This window comes from Mycobacterium sp., assembly GCF_029961025.1.
In the GTDB taxonomy this organism is placed as follows: Bacteria; Actinomycetota; Actinomycetes; order Mycobacteriales; family Mycobacteriaceae; genus Mycobacterium.
Window position 1 is genome coordinate 1 of sequence record NZ_JASBVP010000002.1, and the last position, 17,643, is coordinate 17,643.

15 protein-coding genes, 1 pseudogene and 2 riboswitches are annotated in these 17,643 nt (G+C 68.0%); of the genes and pseudogenes, 8 read left to right on the forward strand and 8 right to left on the reverse strand.

The window, feature by feature from the left end; genetic code table 11:
• Window positions 1-488 (forward strand): annotated as a pseudogene (locus tag QJR12_RS00790) (hypothetical protein); the annotation flags it as partial.
• Window positions 489-613: 125 nt separating this feature from the next.
• On the opposite strand, the gene QJR12_RS00795 reads toward QJR12_RS00790, so the two are convergent.
• The 3 genes from QJR12_RS00795 to glnX are packed head-to-tail and all read right to left on the reverse strand — an operon-like array spanning window position 614 to window position 5,144.
• Window positions 614-2,848 (reverse strand): serine/threonine-protein kinase PknG, encoded by a 2,235-nt coding sequence (locus QJR12_RS00795; protein ID WP_300576415.1) that lies wholly within the window; start codon window positions 2,846-2,848, stop codon window positions 614-616.
• Window positions 2,849-2,859: 11 nt separating this feature from the next.
• The gene (locus QJR12_RS00800) at window positions 2,860-3,789 is read right to left on the reverse strand and encodes a glutamate ABC transporter substrate-binding protein (protein WP_300576418.1); all 930 of its coding nucleotides are present in this window, start codon (window positions 3,787-3,789) and stop codon (window positions 2,860-2,862) included.
• Between the two features lie 35 nt (window positions 3,790-3,824).
• Window positions 3,825-5,144 carry a protein kinase G-activating protein GlnX gene (gene glnX, locus QJR12_RS00805; RefSeq protein ID WP_300575171.1) on the reverse strand — a complete coding sequence of 440 codons (1,320 nt, stop codon included), beginning with the start codon at window positions 5,142-5,144 and terminating at the stop codon, window positions 3,825-3,827.
• A gap of 216 nt (window positions 5,145-5,360) precedes the next feature.
• Here glnX and QJR12_RS00810 point away from each other — a divergent pair, with 216 nt between their 5' ends.
• A complete protein-coding gene (locus QJR12_RS00810; protein WP_300575173.1) occupies window positions 5,361-5,990 on the forward strand; it encodes an NUDIX hydrolase in 630 nt (209 codons plus the stop codon).
• On the opposite strand, the gene thiE is transcribed toward QJR12_RS00810, so the two are convergent.
• The gene (gene thiE / locus QJR12_RS00815) at window positions 5,962-6,627 is read right to left on the reverse strand and encodes a thiamine phosphate synthase (RefSeq protein ID WP_300576421.1); all 666 of its coding nucleotides are present in this window, start codon (window positions 6,625-6,627) and stop codon (window positions 5,962-5,964) included. The two genes, QJR12_RS00810 and thiE, sit on opposite strands and share 29 nt — an antisense overlap.
• 55 nt (window positions 6,628-6,682) lie before the next feature.
• Window positions 6,683-6,876: riboswitch (TPP riboswitch) on the forward strand.
• Here thiE and thiO point away from each other — a divergent pair.
• From thiO to QJR12_RS00845, 6 genes are all read left to right on the forward strand, one after another.
• Window positions 6,845-7,885, forward strand: coding sequence for a glycine oxidase ThiO (thiO, locus tag QJR12_RS00820; RefSeq protein ID WP_300575175.1), 1,041 nt, complete (start codon window positions 6,845-6,847; stop codon window positions 7,883-7,885). Its footprint overlaps the riboswitch before it by 32 nt.
• Entirely contained in the window at window positions 7,882-8,079 is a 198-nt protein-coding gene (thiS, locus tag QJR12_RS00825; RefSeq protein WP_300575177.1) for a sulfur carrier protein ThiS, read from the forward strand. Before thiO ends, thiS begins: the two co-directional genes overlap by 4 nt.
• A gap of 16 nt (window positions 8,080-8,095) precedes the next feature.
• The gene (locus QJR12_RS00830) at window positions 8,096-8,839 is read left to right on the forward strand and encodes a thiazole synthase (protein ID WP_300576423.1); all 744 of its coding nucleotides are present in this window, start codon (window positions 8,096-8,098) and stop codon (window positions 8,837-8,839) included.
• Entirely contained in the window at window positions 8,836-9,621 is a 786-nt protein-coding gene (locus QJR12_RS00835) for an SGNH/GDSL hydrolase family protein (RefSeq protein WP_300575179.1), read from the forward strand. Before QJR12_RS00830 ends, QJR12_RS00835 begins: the two co-directional genes overlap by 4 nt.
• 82 nt (window positions 9,622-9,703) lie before the next feature.
• Complete coding sequence (locus QJR12_RS00840) at window positions 9,704-11,203, forward strand: M28 family metallopeptidase (RefSeq protein WP_300575181.1); 1,500 nt, start codon at window positions 9,704-9,706, stop codon at window positions 11,201-11,203.
• Window positions 11,203-12,675: a M28 family peptidase gene (locus tag QJR12_RS00845; RefSeq protein WP_300575183.1), complete on the forward strand. Its 1,473-nt coding sequence runs from the start codon at window positions 11,203-11,205 to the stop codon at window positions 12,673-12,675. The genes QJR12_RS00840 and QJR12_RS00845 overlap by 1 nt, the downstream gene beginning before the upstream one ends.
• 139 nt (window positions 12,676-12,814) lie before the next feature.
• Here the strand turns inward: QJR12_RS00845 and QJR12_RS00850 are convergent, their stop codons facing one another.
• The 4 genes from QJR12_RS00850 to thiC form a co-directional block, all read right to left on the reverse strand.
• On the reverse strand, window positions 12,815-14,299 hold the full coding sequence (locus QJR12_RS00850) for an NAD(P)/FAD-dependent oxidoreductase (protein WP_300575185.1): 1,485 nt from the start codon (window positions 14,297-14,299) through the stop codon (window positions 12,815-12,817).
• A 71-nt stretch (window positions 14,300-14,370) separates the two neighbouring features.
• Window positions 14,371-15,021, reverse strand: coding sequence for an alpha/beta family hydrolase (locus tag QJR12_RS00855; RefSeq protein WP_300576427.1), 651 nt, complete (start codon window positions 15,019-15,021; stop codon window positions 14,371-14,373).
• Between the two features lie 5 nt (window positions 15,022-15,026).
• Window positions 15,027-15,857, reverse strand: coding sequence for a bifunctional hydroxymethylpyrimidine kinase/phosphomethylpyrimidine kinase (thiD, locus tag QJR12_RS00860; protein ID WP_300575186.1), 831 nt, complete (start codon window positions 15,855-15,857; stop codon window positions 15,027-15,029).
• Complete coding sequence (gene thiC / locus QJR12_RS00865) at window positions 15,854-17,488, reverse strand: phosphomethylpyrimidine synthase ThiC (RefSeq protein ID WP_300576430.1); 1,635 nt, start codon at window positions 17,486-17,488, stop codon at window positions 15,854-15,856. Before thiC ends, thiD begins: the two co-directional genes overlap by 4 nt.
• Window positions 17,487-17,598, reverse strand: a riboswitch (TPP riboswitch). (Overlaps the previous gene by 2 nt.)
• Window positions 17,599-17,643 lie beyond the last annotated feature (45 nt).

Consider the following 17,643-nt stretch of genomic DNA (forward strand, 5'->3'; position numbering starts at 1 on the left):
TCTTCCCGCCCCGCCAGGCTTCCTTGTTCAGAGGCCTCCTAGACGCGCTCGCGCGTGCAACGGCTTTCACGGTGGACAGGGTGCTGGGCATCGCCCAGCGTCATCCGGGCGCCCGCGGGCTCCGCCGCCTGGAGACCGCGCTTGACCTGGTGGATGCCGGCGCCCAGTCACCCCGGGAAAGCTACCTGCGGCTGCTGCTCATCGACGCCGGTCTGCCCCGGCCACAGACCCAGATTCCCGTTACGGGTGCAGACGGTCTTCCGGTCGCCTACCTCGATATGGGTTGGGAGGACTGCATGGTGGCCGTCGAATACGACGGTGATCACCATCGGGCGGACCGGTTGCAGTACCTCAGCGACATTCGACGCCTGGAAAAGCTGGAGTGCATGGGTTGGCTCGTGGTTCGGGTGGTCGCCGAGGACCATCCCACCGACATCGTGCGCCGGGTCCGGCGGGCGCGACAGCTTCGGGCGTCGAGTGTGCGCTGAGGGCGTCGAGTGTGCGCTGAGGGCGGGAACCACGCGATTTTCTCGCCCAGAATGCACAGTCGACGCCCAGGATGCACAGTCGATAGGGGAGCCCACCGGGCGGCACGAGTTAGCGAGTTAGCGAGTTAGAACGTGCTGGTGGGCCGAACCCGATTGGCCATGTCCACCAGTGTGTAGCGGTGCGCCTGGGTCGGCGCCACCCGGGCCAGGGCGCGCAGTGACGCCTCAACCCCCAGGCGCAGGCCGTGTTTGGTGAACGGGAACCCGAGAATGTGGTTGGTGCTGGCGCGGTGGCCCGCCTCGAGCCAGTCCAACGCGGTGCCCAGCACTAGGGCGCGGATCTGCAGCACGCGCGGCTCGGTGGGCGGCAGCGCCTCGACCCTCCGCGCCGCGTCGCGGATATGCTCCTCGGTGATCTCACCGATGGAGCGGCCGGACAGCAGCGTCACCGCACTGGTCAGCCGGGCAGTGGTGAAATGCCTGGACGTGGCGGGCACTTCGTCGAGAGTGCGCACCGCACCCTCGCGGTCGCCGGCCGCCGACTGGGCCCTGGCCAGTCCGAAAGCCGCCGAGATGACACCGTCATCGGTGCGCCACACCGTGCGGTAGAAGTTGTGCTCGTCGGTGTAGCCGGCGAGTTCGGCGGTGGCGGCCAGTGCGAGCTTAGGCGCGTATTCGCCGGGGAAGGTATCCAGCACCTCGGTGAAATGCTTGATGGCGGCGTCATAGTCCCCGGTGAGCAGTTCGGAGACGGCGCGATACCAGACCAGTCGCCAGCGCCAGCCGACCCGTTCGGCCAGGTCGTCGAGTTTGCGCGTGGCCTTGGCGACATCGCCGAGGTCAAGGAGCGCACGGACCTCCATCAGCGGCAATTCGACCGACTCGGATAAGTCGATGCCCTCCGACTCCAAAGCGCCGTGGCGGACGGCGCGCAACGAATCCAGCGTCTGCACCGGCTCGGAGAGCACCGTCGCCTGGAGCACCGGGGCGGCGACATCGGCCGGATCCACCATCGGCACCGGCAGCGCGGTGACGATCTCCTTGGCGGTGAGCTTCTCCGAATGCACCTGGCCGTCGAGATAGACGTCGGTGTGCGCGACCAAGAGCGACACCCCGAAGGTCGACCGGGAGCGGGTGAAAATCGTCGACAATCCCGGCCGGGGCACCCCGGTGTCCAGGGCGACCACCTCCCGCAGCACACCCAGGAGCTGCCCGGACATCTCCTCGGCGCTGGCGAAGCGCCGCAGCGGATCGGGGTCGGTGGCCCGGCGCAGCAACCGGGCAAACGAATCGTATTTGGCCAGCACCGGGTCGTTTTCCGGCAGTCCGTCGAGGTAACGGCCATGGCGGGTGGGCAGATCCAACGTGAGCGCCGCCAGCGTGCGCCCCACCGTGTAGATGTCGGTGGCCACCGTCGGACCGGTCCGCACGATCTCCGGTGCCTGGTAGCCCGGGGTGCCGTAGAGATAGCCGAACGAATTGATCCGAGACACCGCCCCCAGGTCGATCAGCTTGAGCTGCTCCTCGGTGAGCATGATGTTCTCCGGCTTGAGATCGTTGTACACCAGCCCCTGGGAGTGCAGGTATCCCAGCGCGGGCAGAATTTCCAGGATGTAGGCGATCGCCTCCGCCACCGGCAGCTTCTCACCCTTGAGACGTTTGAGCGATTTCCCGCCGACATACTCCATGACGATGTAGCCCACCGGATTCCCGTGGCGGTCGGGATGTTCGACGAAGTTGAAGATCTGCACGATCGCGGGGTGCACCACCTCGGCAAGGAACTGGCGTTCGGCCATGGCGATCGCCTGGGCCTCGGCGTCTCCGGAATGCACCAGACCCTTGAGCACCACCGGGCGGTCATTGACGTTTTTGTCGAACGCCAGGTACACCCAACCCAGGCCACCATGGGCGATACATCCCTTGACCTCATACTGGCCAGCGACAATATCGCCTGGATTCAATTGCGGCAGAAACGAGTACGGACTTCCACAATGCGGGCACCAGCCCTCTAGGGGAGCCTTGCCGTCGGCACCGGAGCGACCCACCGGCTGTCCACAGTTCCAGCAGAACCGCTTGGACTCGGGGACCACCGGATCGGGCATCAGCGCCTCGAGGGGATCGATGTCGGGCACCCGGGGGATCTCCACCAAACCACCACCCAGTCGCCGGACCGGCGCGGTCATCCGCTGTTGCGGTTCGGTTTCGATGGTCCCCGCCGGCCCGGGCTCGATGTCGGCGTCGAGTCGGGGGCGAAAGATCGCCTGGGTGTGCGCGGGACGGCTCACCGACGATGAGCCCAGCACGTCCGCCGGCTGGGTGGCCGGGCCCTCGTCGTGACGGCTTTCCTCGTCGTGTTCCATGGTCTGGCCCATCAGTCCAGATACCTCGGGGTGGGCGGGGCCGGCGCCGGCCCCAGAGTTGTCAACCACTTGCGGTACAAGGCATTCCAGGTGCCGTTGCGTTCAATACGTTCCAGTGTGCCGTTGACGAACCGCACCAGCGCGGTGTTGTTCAGGTTGACCCCGATGCCGTAGGGCTGGGTGCCCATATTCGGGCCGACGATGTGCAGGTAGGGGTCTTGTGCCATCAGCCCGGCCAGCAGCGTGTCGTCGGTGCTGACGGCGTCGACCTGCCGCTGCTGCAGCGTCACCAGGCAGTCAGCCCAGTTCACCACCGACACGATGACCGGCGGCGGGGTGATCTCCCGAATGCGGTTGATCGACGTGGTGCCCCGAGCCTCACACACCCGCTTGCCGGACAGGTCGGCGGGCTTGGTGATCGCCGAGTCCCGGGGCACCAGAATGCGCTGGTAGGCGTCGAGATAGACGGTGGAGAAGTTCACCAGTTTGCGCCGCTCGCAGGTGATGGTCATGGTCTTAACGACGATGTCGACCTCGGATTTCTGCAACGCGGTGATGCGCTCGGCGGATGAGAGGATCCGGTACTCGACATGAGAGGGGCTGCCGAAGATGTCGCGGGCCACCTCACCGGCGATGTCGACGTCGAACCCGGTGATCTCGCCGGTGACGGGATCCCGGAAACTGAACAGGTTGCTGCCGATGTCGAGTCCGACGATCAGCCGGCCGCGTTCCCGAATATAGGCCACCGCGGCGTCGGCCTCGGCCTTGGTGGGAAACGGGCGCAGGCTCGCGGTGCGGTCGCAATGCTCGGGCTCGTGTTCCGGGGGCGGCGGCTGCGGGGGCATCACCTCCATGCCGGCCGGTGTGGGTGGGGCCAGCGTCGGCACCGGCGTCGGCAGCATGGGCACCGGGTGGCCGCAACCGGCCAGCAGGCCGACCATCGCGGCGGCACCCAGGATCCGGAGCGTGCGGGTCATTAGCGATACTCGTTCAGCCGGGGCCACAGACCCAAAGCGACCGCGACAGCGCCGCCCAGACTGAGCACTACCGCGCCGACCGTGGCACCGGATAACCCGCGGCGCGCGTTGGCGATTTCGTTGCGTAGTTGCTCGCGACTTTGTTCCATCGCCATGTTCAGCTCGCCCTCGAGCTTGTCGAACGCGGGTCTGGAGTTGTTTTCGCCGCTGCCCAGCGCCACCTCGGTGGCGGCGAGGTAGTTGCCCACCGAGATGTAGGAGTTGATCCGCTCGTTGGCCTGCCGCCACCGGGCCAGCAACTGACCGGCACCCTGCAAGTCGGCCTTGCCTGCGGCGTCGGTGCGGGACAAATATCGGTCCAGCTGTTGCTGCATGGTGTCGAGGCGTTGATTGAAGGATCGCGTGCCGCTGTCGTCGTCCCCGCGCCGCACCAGCGACAGGGTCTCATCGGCTCTGGCCTGCTGGGCCGTGATCGCGAGGTTGGTGATGGTCTTCAGTGACTCCGCCGCCGTGTTTTTGGCGTCGCGGGAGGCGGTGGTGGAAATCGTCAGCGCCGTGCCCACCCAGGCCACCATCACCAGGATCGCGAGCGCGCCCACGACCAGGCCGGGGTTGATCCGTCGCCTGGTGCGCCGCGCCAGCCACCGATGCGCGAACGCACCGAAGGCCATGGTGGTCGCGACGACGAGGATCACCGGGGCCGGAATCTGGGTCGACGCCGTCGTTTCCGCGTCCACCCGTTCCGATGTTGCCTGGTAAAGCCGTTGCGCGTCAGGCAGAATCGTCTGCTGCATCAACGTCGACGCTTCCGACAGATACGACGACCCCACGGGGTTACCGGCCCGGTTGTTGGTGCGTGCGGTTTCGATCAACCCGGTATAGACGGCCAGCTCGGCGTTGATCCGGCCCAGCAATTGCACCAGCGGCTCATCGGTGAGCCCGCTGGATGCCCGGGTCACCGCCGCCGCCGCGTCGGTAACGGCCTGCTCGTAGCGCTGGCGGACAGCGGTCGGCTCGGCTTGGGCGATAAACGCCGTCGCCGCCGCGGCATCAGCGACCGACAGCGTGGTGTAGAGCCGCCCCGCGGCGAACGCCAGCGGCTCGGTGTGGTTCAACACCGTCGATAACGCTTGCTGGCGGTGGTTGATCGTCGTCGAGGTGGCAAACGCGCTGAGCCCGCCGAGGGCGGCCAGGATCACACCGATGGTCAAAATACGGCCCGGAGTCGTCGAAATAAACCACCAGCGAGGATGCGCCGGTTCGGTTGGCGACCGCGACCCCAGGGGCTCGGTCGACGGGTGCGCCAACTCCACGGACACGTTTGCTAAGACCTCACCTTTCGGCCATTCGTGCCACCGACTCTATAAAAGAATTCTAAGAGTCGACGTTGCCCGGTGCGTAGCCGTAGAGCGGTCACTCACGACCCGTGTCGGGGTCGCTCGAGCGTCACGGCCGGCATCCTCCCGGGCTGCTACCGGGGACCCTCACCATTCACGCCGGCCCTGCGAGCCGCCGGGGCCCGTATTCTGGACGGCGTGCTCGGCGACGGTGACGGATGGGCGATCTCCCACACCGGGGTTGCGTACTGGGGCCGCTACGGCGCGGCGGGCCTGCTGCTGCGGGCGCCGCGCCCCGACGGCACGCCGGCGGTGCTGCTTCAGCATCGGGCGCCGTGGAGCCATCAGGGTGGCACCTGGGGTCTTCCGGGTGGTGCCCGGGACAGCCACGAGACCGCCGAGCAGACCGCCGTGCGTGAAGCCCACGAGGAAACCGGTCTGCCCCCCAACCGGATCCGGGTTCGTGCCGCCGTGGTCACTGCCGAGGTGCCCGGGGCCGACGGGACGTGCTGGACCTACACCACGGTCGTCGCCGACGCCGACGAACTGCTGTGCGCAGTGCCCAACCGGGAAAGCGCCGAGCTGCGCTGGGTGGACGAGAACGAGGTGGCCGACTTTCCGCTGCATCCCGGATTGGCGGCCAGCTGGGAGCGGCTGCGGGTCACACCCGCGCCCGTGCCGCTGCGCCCCGGTGACGAACGGCGCCGGCAGCTGCCGCGCACCGTGGAGATCGAGACCGGGGTGTTCGTCTGGTGTGTGCCCGCCGAGCATCGGATCCCCTCGCGGCCGAGTTCCCGGATCAGCTCGCTGCTGCAAGCGCTGCGCTGAGCGTTTCCGCGGCGGCCCGCGGATCCTCGGCAGCGGTGATCGCTCGCACTACCACCACCCGGCGGGCACCGGCCTCGAGCACCTGCGGCAACCGCCGGGAGTCGATGCCGCCGATGGCGAACCACGGCTTGTGCCCGGCGAGCGCGGCGGCGGAGCGGACCAGCTCCAGGCCCGTCGCGGGGCGGCCCGGCTTGGTCGGCGTGGGCCAGCACGGGCCGACGGTGAAATAATCGACATCCTCAGCCACCGCGCGCGCCGCCTCGGTGGGGTCGTGGGTAGAGCGGCCGATCAGCGTGCCCGGGCCGACGACTTCCCGCGCCACCCGCAGCGGCAAGTCACGCTGACCCAGGTGCAGCACATCAGCGCCCGCGGCACGGGCGATATCGGCGCGATCGTTGACCGCCACCAGGGCACCGTAACGCCGGGCGGCCTCGGCGAGGACCCCCAGCGCCGCCAGTTCGTCGCACGCCTCCAGGGGGCCGAACCGGCGCTCGCCTTCCGAGCCCTTGTCGCGCAGTTGGATGATGTCCACCCCGCCGGCCAGTGCGGCGTCGACGAACTCGGCCAGGTCGCCACGCTCACGGCGAGCGTCGGTGCACAGGTACAACCGGGCGGCCGCAAGCCGGCTACGAGCGATACCGTCGTGCACACCGTGACGGTAGCCGCTAGCGTGGAACGTGGAAAAGCGTGGAAAACCGTGTCACGGGAGTCCCGGGCCAGCAAACACGTGCGGGGCTGAGAGTGGGCACACGGTCCGCCCGGCGACGACGCGGGTCGCAAGACCCGGGGAGGGGCCGGGCGATCGGGCATCCGCCCGGCGAGCCTGCCCTTACCGTTCACACCTGATCCGGATCATGCCGGCGAAGGGAGAGACCGTGCCACCGGAGGCATCGGGGTCATTAGCCGTGATCGGCGGCGGTGTCATCGGGTTGTCGGTGGCGCGCCGGGCCGCCCAGGCCGGCTGGTCGGTGCGGGTGCATCGCACCGGCGAGTACGGTGCCTCCTGGGTGGCCGGCGGCATGCTCGCCCCGCACAGCGAGGGCTGGCCCGGTGAAGAGCGGCTGCTGCGGCTGGGGCTGGAGTCGCTGCGGCTGTGGCACCAGGGTCGTTTTCTGGACGGGCTACCGCCGCAGGTCATCACCGCCCGCGAGTCGCTGGTGGTGGGCGTCGACTCTGCCGACGTCGCCGACCTGCGCACGGTCGCGGACTGGTTGTCCGCGCAAGGTCACCCGGTGATTTGGGAGTCCTCCGCCCGTGACGTGGAACCCCTTCTGGCACAGGGTATCCGGCATGGATTCCGGGCCCCCACCGAACTCGCGGTGGACAACCGCGCGGTGCTTGAGGCGCTGCGCCTTGCCTGCGAGCGGCTCGCCGTCACGTGGGCACCACCGGTAGCCGATGTCTCGGCGATCGAAGCCGACGCGGTCGTGATCGCCAACGGTATCGACGCCCCGGCGCTGTGGCCCGGCCTGCCGATCCGTCCGGTGAAGGGCGAGGTGCTGCGGCTGCGCTGGCGAAAAGGCGCTATGCCGGTGCCGCGGCGGGTAATCCGCGCCCGAGTCCACGGGCGACAGGTCTATCTGGTGCCCCGCGCCGACGGGATGGTTGTCGGGGCCACCCAGTATGAGCACGGGCGCGACACCGCGCCGACCGTCTCGGGCGTGCGTGACCTGCTCGACGACGCCTGCGCGGTGCTTCCCGGGCTGGGAGAGTACGAGCTGGCCGAATGTGCCGCCGGGCTGCGCCCGATGACCCCGGACAACCTTCCACTGGTGCAGCGGCTGGACACCCGCACCCTGGTCGCCGCCGGGCATGGCCGCTCCGGTTTTCTGCTGGCGCCGTGGACCGCCGAGCAGATCGTGTCCGAACTCGTTTCAGTGGGGACGCATCGATGATCGTCATTGTCAACGAGCGCCGTGTGGAAGTCGACGAGACGACCACGGTGGCCGGGCTGCTTCGATCCCTGGGCTACCCCGACCGGGGGATCGCGGTGGCGCTGGATCAGGCGGTGCTGCCGCGGTCGCGGTGGGCGACACCGTTGTCCGACGGCGCGCGACTCGAGGTGGTGACGGCGGTGCAGGGTGGCTAGCGGCAACGCGGACAAGCTGACGATCGCCGGGCGCAGCTTCACCTCGCGGCTGATCCTGGGCACCGGAGGAGCGAGCAATCTCGCGGTGCTGGAACAGGCGTTGATCGCATCGGGCACCGAGTTGACCACCGTCGCGATCCGCCGCGTCGATACCGACGGCGGCACCGGCATGCTCGAGCTGCTGGGCCGGCTCGGGATCACGCCGCTGCCCAACACCGCGGGCTGCCGCAGCGCGACCGAGGCGGTACTGACCGCGCAACTGGCGCGCGAGGCGCTGCACACCGACTGGGTCAAACTCGAGGTGATCGCCGACGAGCGCACGCTGCTGCCCGATGCCGTGGAATTGGTGCGGGCCGCAGAGCAATTGGTGGACGACGGCTTCGTGGTGCTGCCCTACACCAACGACGATCCCGCGCTGGCGCGCCGGCTGGAAGACACCGGATGCGCGGCGGTGATGCCGCTGGGCTCGCCGATCGGCACCGGGCTGGGCATCGCCAACCCGCATAATATCGAGATGATCGTCGCCCGGGCCGGTGTGCCGGTAGTGCTCGACGCGGGGATCGGCACCGCCAGTGACGCGGCGCTGGCGATGGAGCTGGGGTGCGACGCGGTGTTGTTGGCGAGTGCCGTGACCCGTGCCGCCGACCCGCCCGCGATGGCCGCCGCCATGGCCGCCGCCGTCAACGCCGGCTACCTGGCCCGGCGCGCCGGGCGGATTCCGAAGCGGTTTTGGGCCCAGGCGTCCAGCCCTGCCCGATGACGGATCGATCGGGCGCAGCACGAGGTGAAACACCTAGAACGCGGTATGTGGCCCTGGGAAGTTCGATGGCGGCCGGTCCCGGTATCCCCCCGCGCGCCCGGGGTGCGCCGTGGGGCTCGGGCCGTTCGGCACGCAACTACGCTCACCTGGTCGCCGATCGATTAAACCTCGATCTGGTGGACGTGACCTTCTCCGGCGCGACGACGGCTCATCTGCTCACCGCCCGGCAACGGGGCGCCCCGCCGCAGATCGATGCGCTCGACGGGTCCGAGGCCCTGGTCACGATCACTATCGGCGGCAACGACGTCGGCTACGTGCCGCTGCTGGTGGCCGCCTCCCTGCCGCGGCCCGCCCGGCTGCTGCCGAGGATCGCCGCTTTGCTGGATCCGCGGGCTCGGGAGGATGCCCTCGGGCGGGCCGGCGATTCGCTGCGCGAGGTCGGAGCGGCGGTCCGCCGCCGAGCACCGCGGGCCCGGGTGGTGTTTGTCGACTATCTCACCCTGCTGCCGCCGGCGGGCGTGCCCGCCCCGCCGCTGTCGCAGACCGACGCCGACCTGGGCCGTCATGTCGCTGCCCGCCTGGAGGAGCTCACCGCCGCGGCGGCGGAGGCAACCGGCTGTGAGATCGTGCGGGCCGGGCAAGCCAGCCGGGCACACCACGCTTGGTCGGCAGACCCGTGGACGGTGGGTGCCGGGTGGCCGCTGCCGTGGCGCCCGGCGCCGTTTCACCCGAACGCCGCCGGAATGCGGGCCGTCGCCGAGCTCATCGTGCGCTCAGCCTGAGCGGGCCGTGACCGGAGGGCCGCCGGCCAAGGCCGCCACGGCGCGATGCCGTCGCCCGGCGGGGGCGTCTAACCTGGGCCCGATGGTGAAAAACTTGAGGACGACGCTGACGACGATCACCGCGGTCGCGGTCACCGCGTTTCTGGCCGGTGGCTGTGTCGAGCGGTCCGGGACCTCGCGGCCGGTCACGGAACAAGCCGCTGCCACCGAATTCGCCACCGCCTTGCGCAACCGGGTCAGCACCGACGCCATGATGGCGCATCTGGCGAAACTGCAAGACATCGCCAACGCCAACAACGGCACCCGAGCGGTGGGCACCCCGGGCTATGACGCCACCGTCGACTATGTGGTGAAGACGTTGCGGTCCAGCGGCTTCGATGTGCAAACCCCGGAGTTTCAGGCCCGGGTGTTCCATGCCGAGAAGGGGTCGGTGACCGTCGCCGGCAAAACCCTGGACGCGCATGCGCTGGAGTTCAGCCCCGCTACCCCGGCCGCGGGGGTGAGCGGACCTTTGGTACCCGCACCGGTCGAGGACAGCCCGGGCTGCACGGCATCCGACTACGACGGGCTCCCGGTGTCCGGCGCGGTCGTGCTGGTGGACCGGGGCACCTGCCCGTTTCTCCAGAAGGAGGAAGCCGCGGTGCAGCGCGGGGCGGTGGCGTTGATCGTCGCCGACAACGTCGACGAGAAGGAGATGGGAGGCACCCTGGGGGAGAACTCCGACGCCAAGATCCCGGTGGTCAGCATCACCAGGGCAGACGGGGCCCAGCTGCGCGCGCATCCCGGGCCGACAACCGTCAAACTCAATGCCAGCACCCGAACGTTTCAGGCCCGCAATGTGATTGCCCAGACAAAGACCGGGTCGACATCCAACGTGGTGATGGCAGGCGCGCATCTGGACAGCGTGCCCGAGGGGCCCGGTATCAACGACGACGGCTCCGGGGTGGCTGCCGTGCTGGAAACCGCGGTGCAGCTGGGAAGCTCGCCACGGGTGCGCAACGCGGTGCGGTTCGGTTTCTGGGGTGCGGAGGAACTCGGGCTCGTCGGGTCGCGCAAATACGTTCAGTCACTGGACGTCGAGGCGCTTAAAGACATTGCGCTGTACCTGAACTTCGACATGCTGGCCTCCCCTAACCCCGGGTACTTCACCTATGACGGCGACCTGTCAATGCCTCCGGACCAGCGTGGTGAGCCGGTGGTGCCCGAGGGCTCCGCCGGCATCGAGCGCACGCTTGTCGGCTATCTGAAGTCCGCCGGTAAGGTCGCGCAGGACACCGCCTTTGACGGCCGTTCGGACTACGACGGATTCACCGTGGCGGGTATCCCCTCGGGGGGGCTGTTCTCCGGTGCGGAGGCGAAGAAGTCAGCGGAACAGGCTAAGCTCTGGGGCGGAACCGCCGACGAGCCGTTCGACCCCAACTATCACAAGAAGACCGACACGCTCGACCATATCGACCGCACCCCGCTCGGCATCCTCGGTGGCGGTGTCGCCTACGCGGTCGGGCTATACGCGCAGGACCTCGGCGGGCGCAACGGCGTTCCGGCCCGGGAGGACCGGACCCGGCATGTGCTCAGCAAGTAATGGTCACTCGGACGGGTGCCGTGGCGCTGGCGCTGGCGGCGCTGGTGGCGGGATGCGCGTCGCATGCCCGACCGTCGGCGGCACCGGCCGGCCTGGGTTACTCCCTGGCCGCCAGGGTGACCGTGGATGCGCTGCTCACGCATTTGCGGGCTTTCCAGGACATCGCCAACGCCAATAAGGGAAACCGCGCCGAGGGCACCCCCGGCTATGACGCCAGCGTCGACTATGTGGTGAAAATGCTGCGCGACAAGGGATTCGACGTCTCTACACCGCAGTTCGACAGGTTGTATACCGCGTCACCGGGAAAGCCGATGGTCAGCGTCTCCGGTCGCAGCTATCCCGTGGATCAGGCGTCCCTGCTGGTGCGCACCCCTCCCGGCGGCCTCATCGGCCGGGTGGTGCTGCCGGCACGTCCGGCCGGGTGTGCCGCGAGCGATTACCGGGCCGCCGCGGCCAAAGATGCGATCGCCGTGACCGACGACACCAACTGCTCCATCGTCGACAAGCAGAACGCCGCTGTGGCCAAGGGGGCGCGAGCGTTGGTCGTGGTCAGCGAACCCGGCAGCCAGGGCGCGCCACCCAAACTGTTCAGCCCCGGCTACTACAACCGGCTCACCGTGCCGGTCGCGGTTGTCGGCATCGACGGCGGCACCGCCCTGCGGCACGCCACCGGGCCGGTTCGGCTCATCCTAGACACCGAAACCGCCAAGATCACGTCACGAAACGTGTTGGCACAGACTAAGACCGGCTCACCAACCGATGTGGTGATGGTCGGCGCGCACCTCGACAGCGTGCACGATAGCCCGGGCATCAACGACAACGCCTCGGGGGTGGCCGCGGTACTGGAGACCGCGCTGCAACTGGGTCCGCAGCCGGCGGTGACCAACGCGGTCCGGTTCGCGTTCTGGGGGGCCGAGGAAGAGGGCATCAACGGATCCCTGGACTATGTGTTCGGCTTGGACCGTAACCAGCTCAATGACATCGCGCTGTACCTGAACTTCGACATGCTGGGCTCACCCAACGCGGGGTTTTTCACCGATGACGGCGACCAGTCCGGTCCACCGGGTTCCGGCGTTGCCCCCCAAGACGTGCCCGAGGGCTCGGCCGGTATCGAACGAACCCTGGCGGGTTACCTAAACCTGGCCGGCAAGCGGCCCGCCGATATGCCGTTGACCACTAAAGCCGACTATCGGCCATTTCTGGTAGCAGGTGTGCCGATCGGTGGCATGACCACCGGCGCATCGCAGCAGAAAACCCCTGCCCAGGCGCGGCTGTGGGGCGGCAAACCCGGGGTTGCCTTCGACCCCGACTACCACAACGCCAATGACACGGTTGATAACATTAACCGGGAAGCCCTGGCCGTCATGGGTTCCGGCGTTGCGTTCGCCGTCGGAAACTACGCCCAGTCCATCACCGGAGTCAACGGGGTTCCGCCGCACGATAAGCGGCACCGCACGCCGATGCGGCCATGAGTTCGGACGTGGTCGGCCGGCACATCCACGGGAACAACCGATGGCGCCCCTTGCCACCGGGCCTGTTTTGGCGATGCACTCGGATGACACCCCTTGCGGGGTTTGGGCTTTGGTGTCACCGCCTGGGCGAGGGGCTCAGCTAGGAAATTGCGTAGTCACTCAACGGGAAGGTCGAGCCTTCGCGCACCGCATTGCGTGTCGACGTGGGGCGCAGCAGCGACGCCTCACCGGCTCGGTTGAAATAGTAGGATCTCGACGTGACGCAGTCGCCGGCGTAGAACACCGAGTCGTCCAGCAGCTTGGTCATCCGGTCCAGGAAACGAGCGTTTGCTTCTTCGGTGACCTCGAATGTCGTTGCCCCTCTGCGTCTTACCTCCCCCAATAACCGATCCATGTGCCGCATCTGGTATTCCATGGTATTAAAGAACGACAGTCCGGAAAACCCATAGGGGCTCGCCAGACTCAGGTAATTCGGGAAATACGGGATGGACAGACCCTGGTAAGCCTGGAATCGGTTCTCACGCCACCACTTTCCCAAATTACGGCCTTCCCGCCCGACGATCTCGAAAGCCGGGAAGTTAGCCTCCCACAAGTCGAACCCGGTAGCCAACACGAGAGTGTCGATCACGGCCTTGTGTCCGTCTACGGTGACGATCCCGTCCGGCTCGATTCGCTCGATCGAATTGGTCTCCAGGTGCACATGCGGTTTGGTGAAAGCCCGGTAGTAGCTGTTGGACCAGGTGGGCCGTTTGCAGCCGAAGTCGTAGTCGGGAGTCAGCTTGCGCCGCAACTCCTTGTCGCGGATGTGAATGAACCGGTTGATCTTGGCCAGATCCGCTGCGGCGATGTTCAGCCGGCGAAACTGCCGGTAGTGCAGCACCCCGGTCACCGTCATCAACTCGAAGAGGGTGTCGGTCACCCAGCGAAACGCCCGGTGCACCGGCCGGATCCGGGCGAACACCTGTTGCAGCCACACCGGGATGGCGAAGTCGATCTTGGGCACCACGTGGATCGGGGTGCGCTGGTAAACCGTGAGGTCGGCAACCTGTTTGGCCAGCTCGGGGATCAGCTGCACGGCGGTGGCCCCGGTGCCGATGAGCCCGACCCGGCGACCGTCGAAACTGTAGCCGTCGTCCCAGGCGGTGGTGTGCACGACCTTGCCGGAAAAGCTGGCGATACCCGGGATGTCGGGGGTGTGCGGCTGGGACAAAAAGCCCGTCGCGGTGATCAGGATGCGCGCGGTCAGCGCATCACCACCGGCCAGCGCGACCAACCACAGCCGGGCGTCCTCGTCCCAGCGGGCACCTTCCACCGCCGTGTTGAACCGCATGTAGCGGCGCACGTCGTACTTGTCGGCGACGTGCTCGGCATAGCGCTTGAGCTCGGGCCCCGGCGCAAACAGCCGTGACCAGTACGGATTGGGCTCGAACCAGTAGGAGTAGGTGGTGGACGGGATGTCGACGGCCAGCCCCGGGTAGCGGTTGACGTGCCAGGTCCCCCCGAGGTCGGCCTCGCGTTCGAGGATGACGATGTTGTCGTAGCCGAGCCGGTTGAGCTGGATCGCCGCGCCGATGCCGCCGAAACCGGCGCCCACGATGATGACGTCATAGGGCGAAAGGTCCACGGGTTGACGATACTGTACCCGCGGTACCGGGCACCTGCCGCCGGGGGTGTGGCGGAAAACTCGGGCCGACCTCACCCCAGCAACCGCAGCGCCGCATCGACGGCGAGCGCGGGCACATCCAGGGTCTTCGAGGACAGGTCGTGGCGCGCGCCGGCGACCTCGACAACCTCCGTCGGGGCGGCGACCAACGCCGCGGCGGCGCGCACTTCCTCAAGGGTGCCGAAGGGGTCCGACGACCCATGGACGAACACCGTCGGCACGGTAATGCCCGACAGGTGCCCGGTGCGGGTGCGTTGCGGCCGACCGGGTGGATGCAGCGGATAGGAGAGCAGCGTCAACAGGCTCACCGCCGCCGCGGCCTCCCCCGCACCGTGCGCGACCACCATGGAGGTTTGGCGACCGCCGTAAGAGTGGCCGCCGGCGATCAGCGGTCCGCCGGCCAAACCGCGGCACACCGTGATCGCCTCGGCGATGCCGGCGCGATCGCCCGCCCCCGATCCGGACGGCGGCCCGGTCGGCCTGCGCCGTCGATAGGGCAGGTCATAGCGCACCGCCAGCCAGCCACGGCGCGCCCACTCTTCGCAAACCTGCTGCAGCAGTGGGGATTCCCTGCTGCCACCGGCACCATGGGTCAACACCACCACGCCTTTCGGGCGAGCTCGTACCCGGCCGGGTGGGTCACCCGCAGGGTGGTGCACGACACCGGCGATCTGCTCGAGGATCCCGGTCACGGGATCAGCCGGAACAGCGGGGACACCGGGCCGTGGCCATGTCCCAGGGGGTAGCCGGCGCGCAGGCATTCGGTCACCCATCGCTTCCCGAAAGCGACCGCGTCCGGCACCGTGGCCCCATGGGCAAGCGCACAGGTCACGGCGGTCGCCAGGGTGTCACCGGCGCCATGGTCGTGGATGGTGTTTACCCACGAGGAGTGGAATTCGTGAAAATCGCTGCCGTCGAACAGCACGTCGGTGCTGAGCTGGGAAGACCGCAGATGCCCGCCCTTGACCAGCACCCATCGGGGCCCCATCGCATGCAGCGCGCGGGCCGCTTCCCGCTGCGAGCCGCGGTCGAGCACCTCGATGCCGGCCAGCAGCCGTACCTCGTTTACGTTCGGCGTCACCAGGGTGGCAAGCGGAAACAGCTCCGCGCGAAGCGGATCCAGCGCATCCGGATGCAGCAAGGGATCCCCGTGCATGGAGGCGCACACCGGATCGACAACCAGCGGCACACCCGCCCCGTGGTCACGCCAGGCTTTAGCGACGGCGAGCACGACCTCACCCGACGCCAGCATGCCGGTCTTGGCGGCCTGCAACCCGATGTCAGTACACACGGCCTCGATCTGGGCTGCGATGACGTCACCGGGAACCTCATGAAAACCTTTGACACCCAAAGAGTCCTGCACCGTGACCGCGACAACCGCGCAGAGGGCATGCACCCCGAGCAGCGCACAGCTGCGGACGTCGGCCTGCAGTCCGGCGCCACCACCGGAGTCTGATCCGGCGATCGTCAGCACCCGCACCGGCGTCTCACCACGGCGCGGCAGCGGCAGATACCTCACGTCACCGGCAGATACACCCGGTTGCCGTGCTCGGCAAACTCACGCGACTTCTCCGCCATGCCCTGCTGCAGTACGGTTTCGATGTCGGCTACCGACTCCAGTCCGTGCGCGGCGGCGTAGTCGCGGACATCCTGGGTGATGCGCATGGAGCAGAACTTCGGCCCGCACATCGAGCAGAAGTGCGCGGTCTTGGCGGGCTCGGCGGGCAGGGTCTCGTCGTGGAACTCGCGCGCGGTGTCCGGATCCAACGAAAGCGCGAACTGATCCTTCCAGCGAAACTCGAAGCGCGCCCGGCTCAATGCGTCGTCACGCTCCTGCGCGCGCGGGTGCCCTTTGGCCAGGTCGGCGGCGTGGGCGGCGATCTTGTAGGCGATCACCCCGTCCTTGACGTCCTTGCGGTCCGGTAATCCCAAATGCTCTTTGGGAGTGACGTAGCACAGCATGGCGGTGCCGGCCTGGGCGATGATGGCCGCGCCGATCGCCGAGGTGATGTGGTCGTAGGCCGGGGCGATGTCGGTGGCCAGCGGACCCAGCGTGTAAAACGGCGCTTCCTCGCACCACTCCTCTTCCAGCCGGACGTTCTCGACGATCTTATGCATCGGGATATGCCCTGGACCTTCGATCATGACCTGTGCCCCACGAGCTTTCGCGATCTTGGTCAGCTCGCCCAGGGTGCGCAGCTCGGCGAACTGCGCGGCGTCGTTGGCGTCGGCGATCGATCCGGGCCGCAGCCCGTCGCCGAGGGAGAAGGTGACGTCGTAGCGGGCGAAGATATCGGCCAGCTCCTCGAAGTGGGTGTACAGGAAGGATTCTTGATGATGTGCCAAACACCAGGCCGCCATGATCGACCCACCGCGGGACACGATGCCGGTCACTCGGTTGGCGGTCAGCGGGATGTAGCGCAGCAGCACCCCGGCGTGCACGGTCATATAGTCCACACCCTGCTCGCACTGCTCGATCACGGTGTCACGGTAGAGTTCCCAGGTCAACTTGGTCGGGTCCCCGTTGACCTTCTCCACCGCCTGATAGATCGGGACGGTGCCGACCGGCACCGGCGAGTTGCGCAGGATCCACTCACGGGTTTCGTGGATGTCCTTGCCGGTGGACAAATCCATGACGGTGTCCGCGCCCCAGCGGGTGGCCCACACCATCTTGTCGACCTCTTCGGCGATGGAACTCGCCACCGCCGAGTTGCCGATGTTCGCGTTGACCTTGACCGCGAACGCCTTGCCGATGATCATCGGCTCGCTTTCCGGGTGGTTGTGGTTGGCCGGGATCACCGCGCGGCCGCGGGCGACCTCCTCGCGCACCAGCTCGGCGGGCATGCCCTCGCGGGCGGCGACGAACGCCATCTCGGCGGTGATCTCCCCGGCGCGGGCCCGCTGCAGCTGGGTGCCACGGTCGCGCACCACGCCGGGCCGGGGCGGCAGCCCGCGGCGCAGGTCGATCACCGCGTCGGGATCGGTGTACGGGCCGGAGGTGTCGTACAGGTCGAAGTGCTCCCCGTTGGACAGGTGCACCCGGCGGAACGGCACCCGTAAACCCGGTAGACCCTCGAGATCTCGATACCCCTTGCTGCTGCCCGTGATCGGTCCGGTGGTCACGGACATCGGCTCGACGGGTGCGGACAGATCGGTCATGAACATCTCCCTACGACGGCATTACCCGGTCAGGTTCATACGGTCGACGGCCCTCAGCCGTCCTCTCAGCGCACTCGGCGTGCGCTCCCGCGCGTGGACTTGTGACTCCACGCTAGCGCAGCCCTTGGCAAGGGTGGGCACGGTGG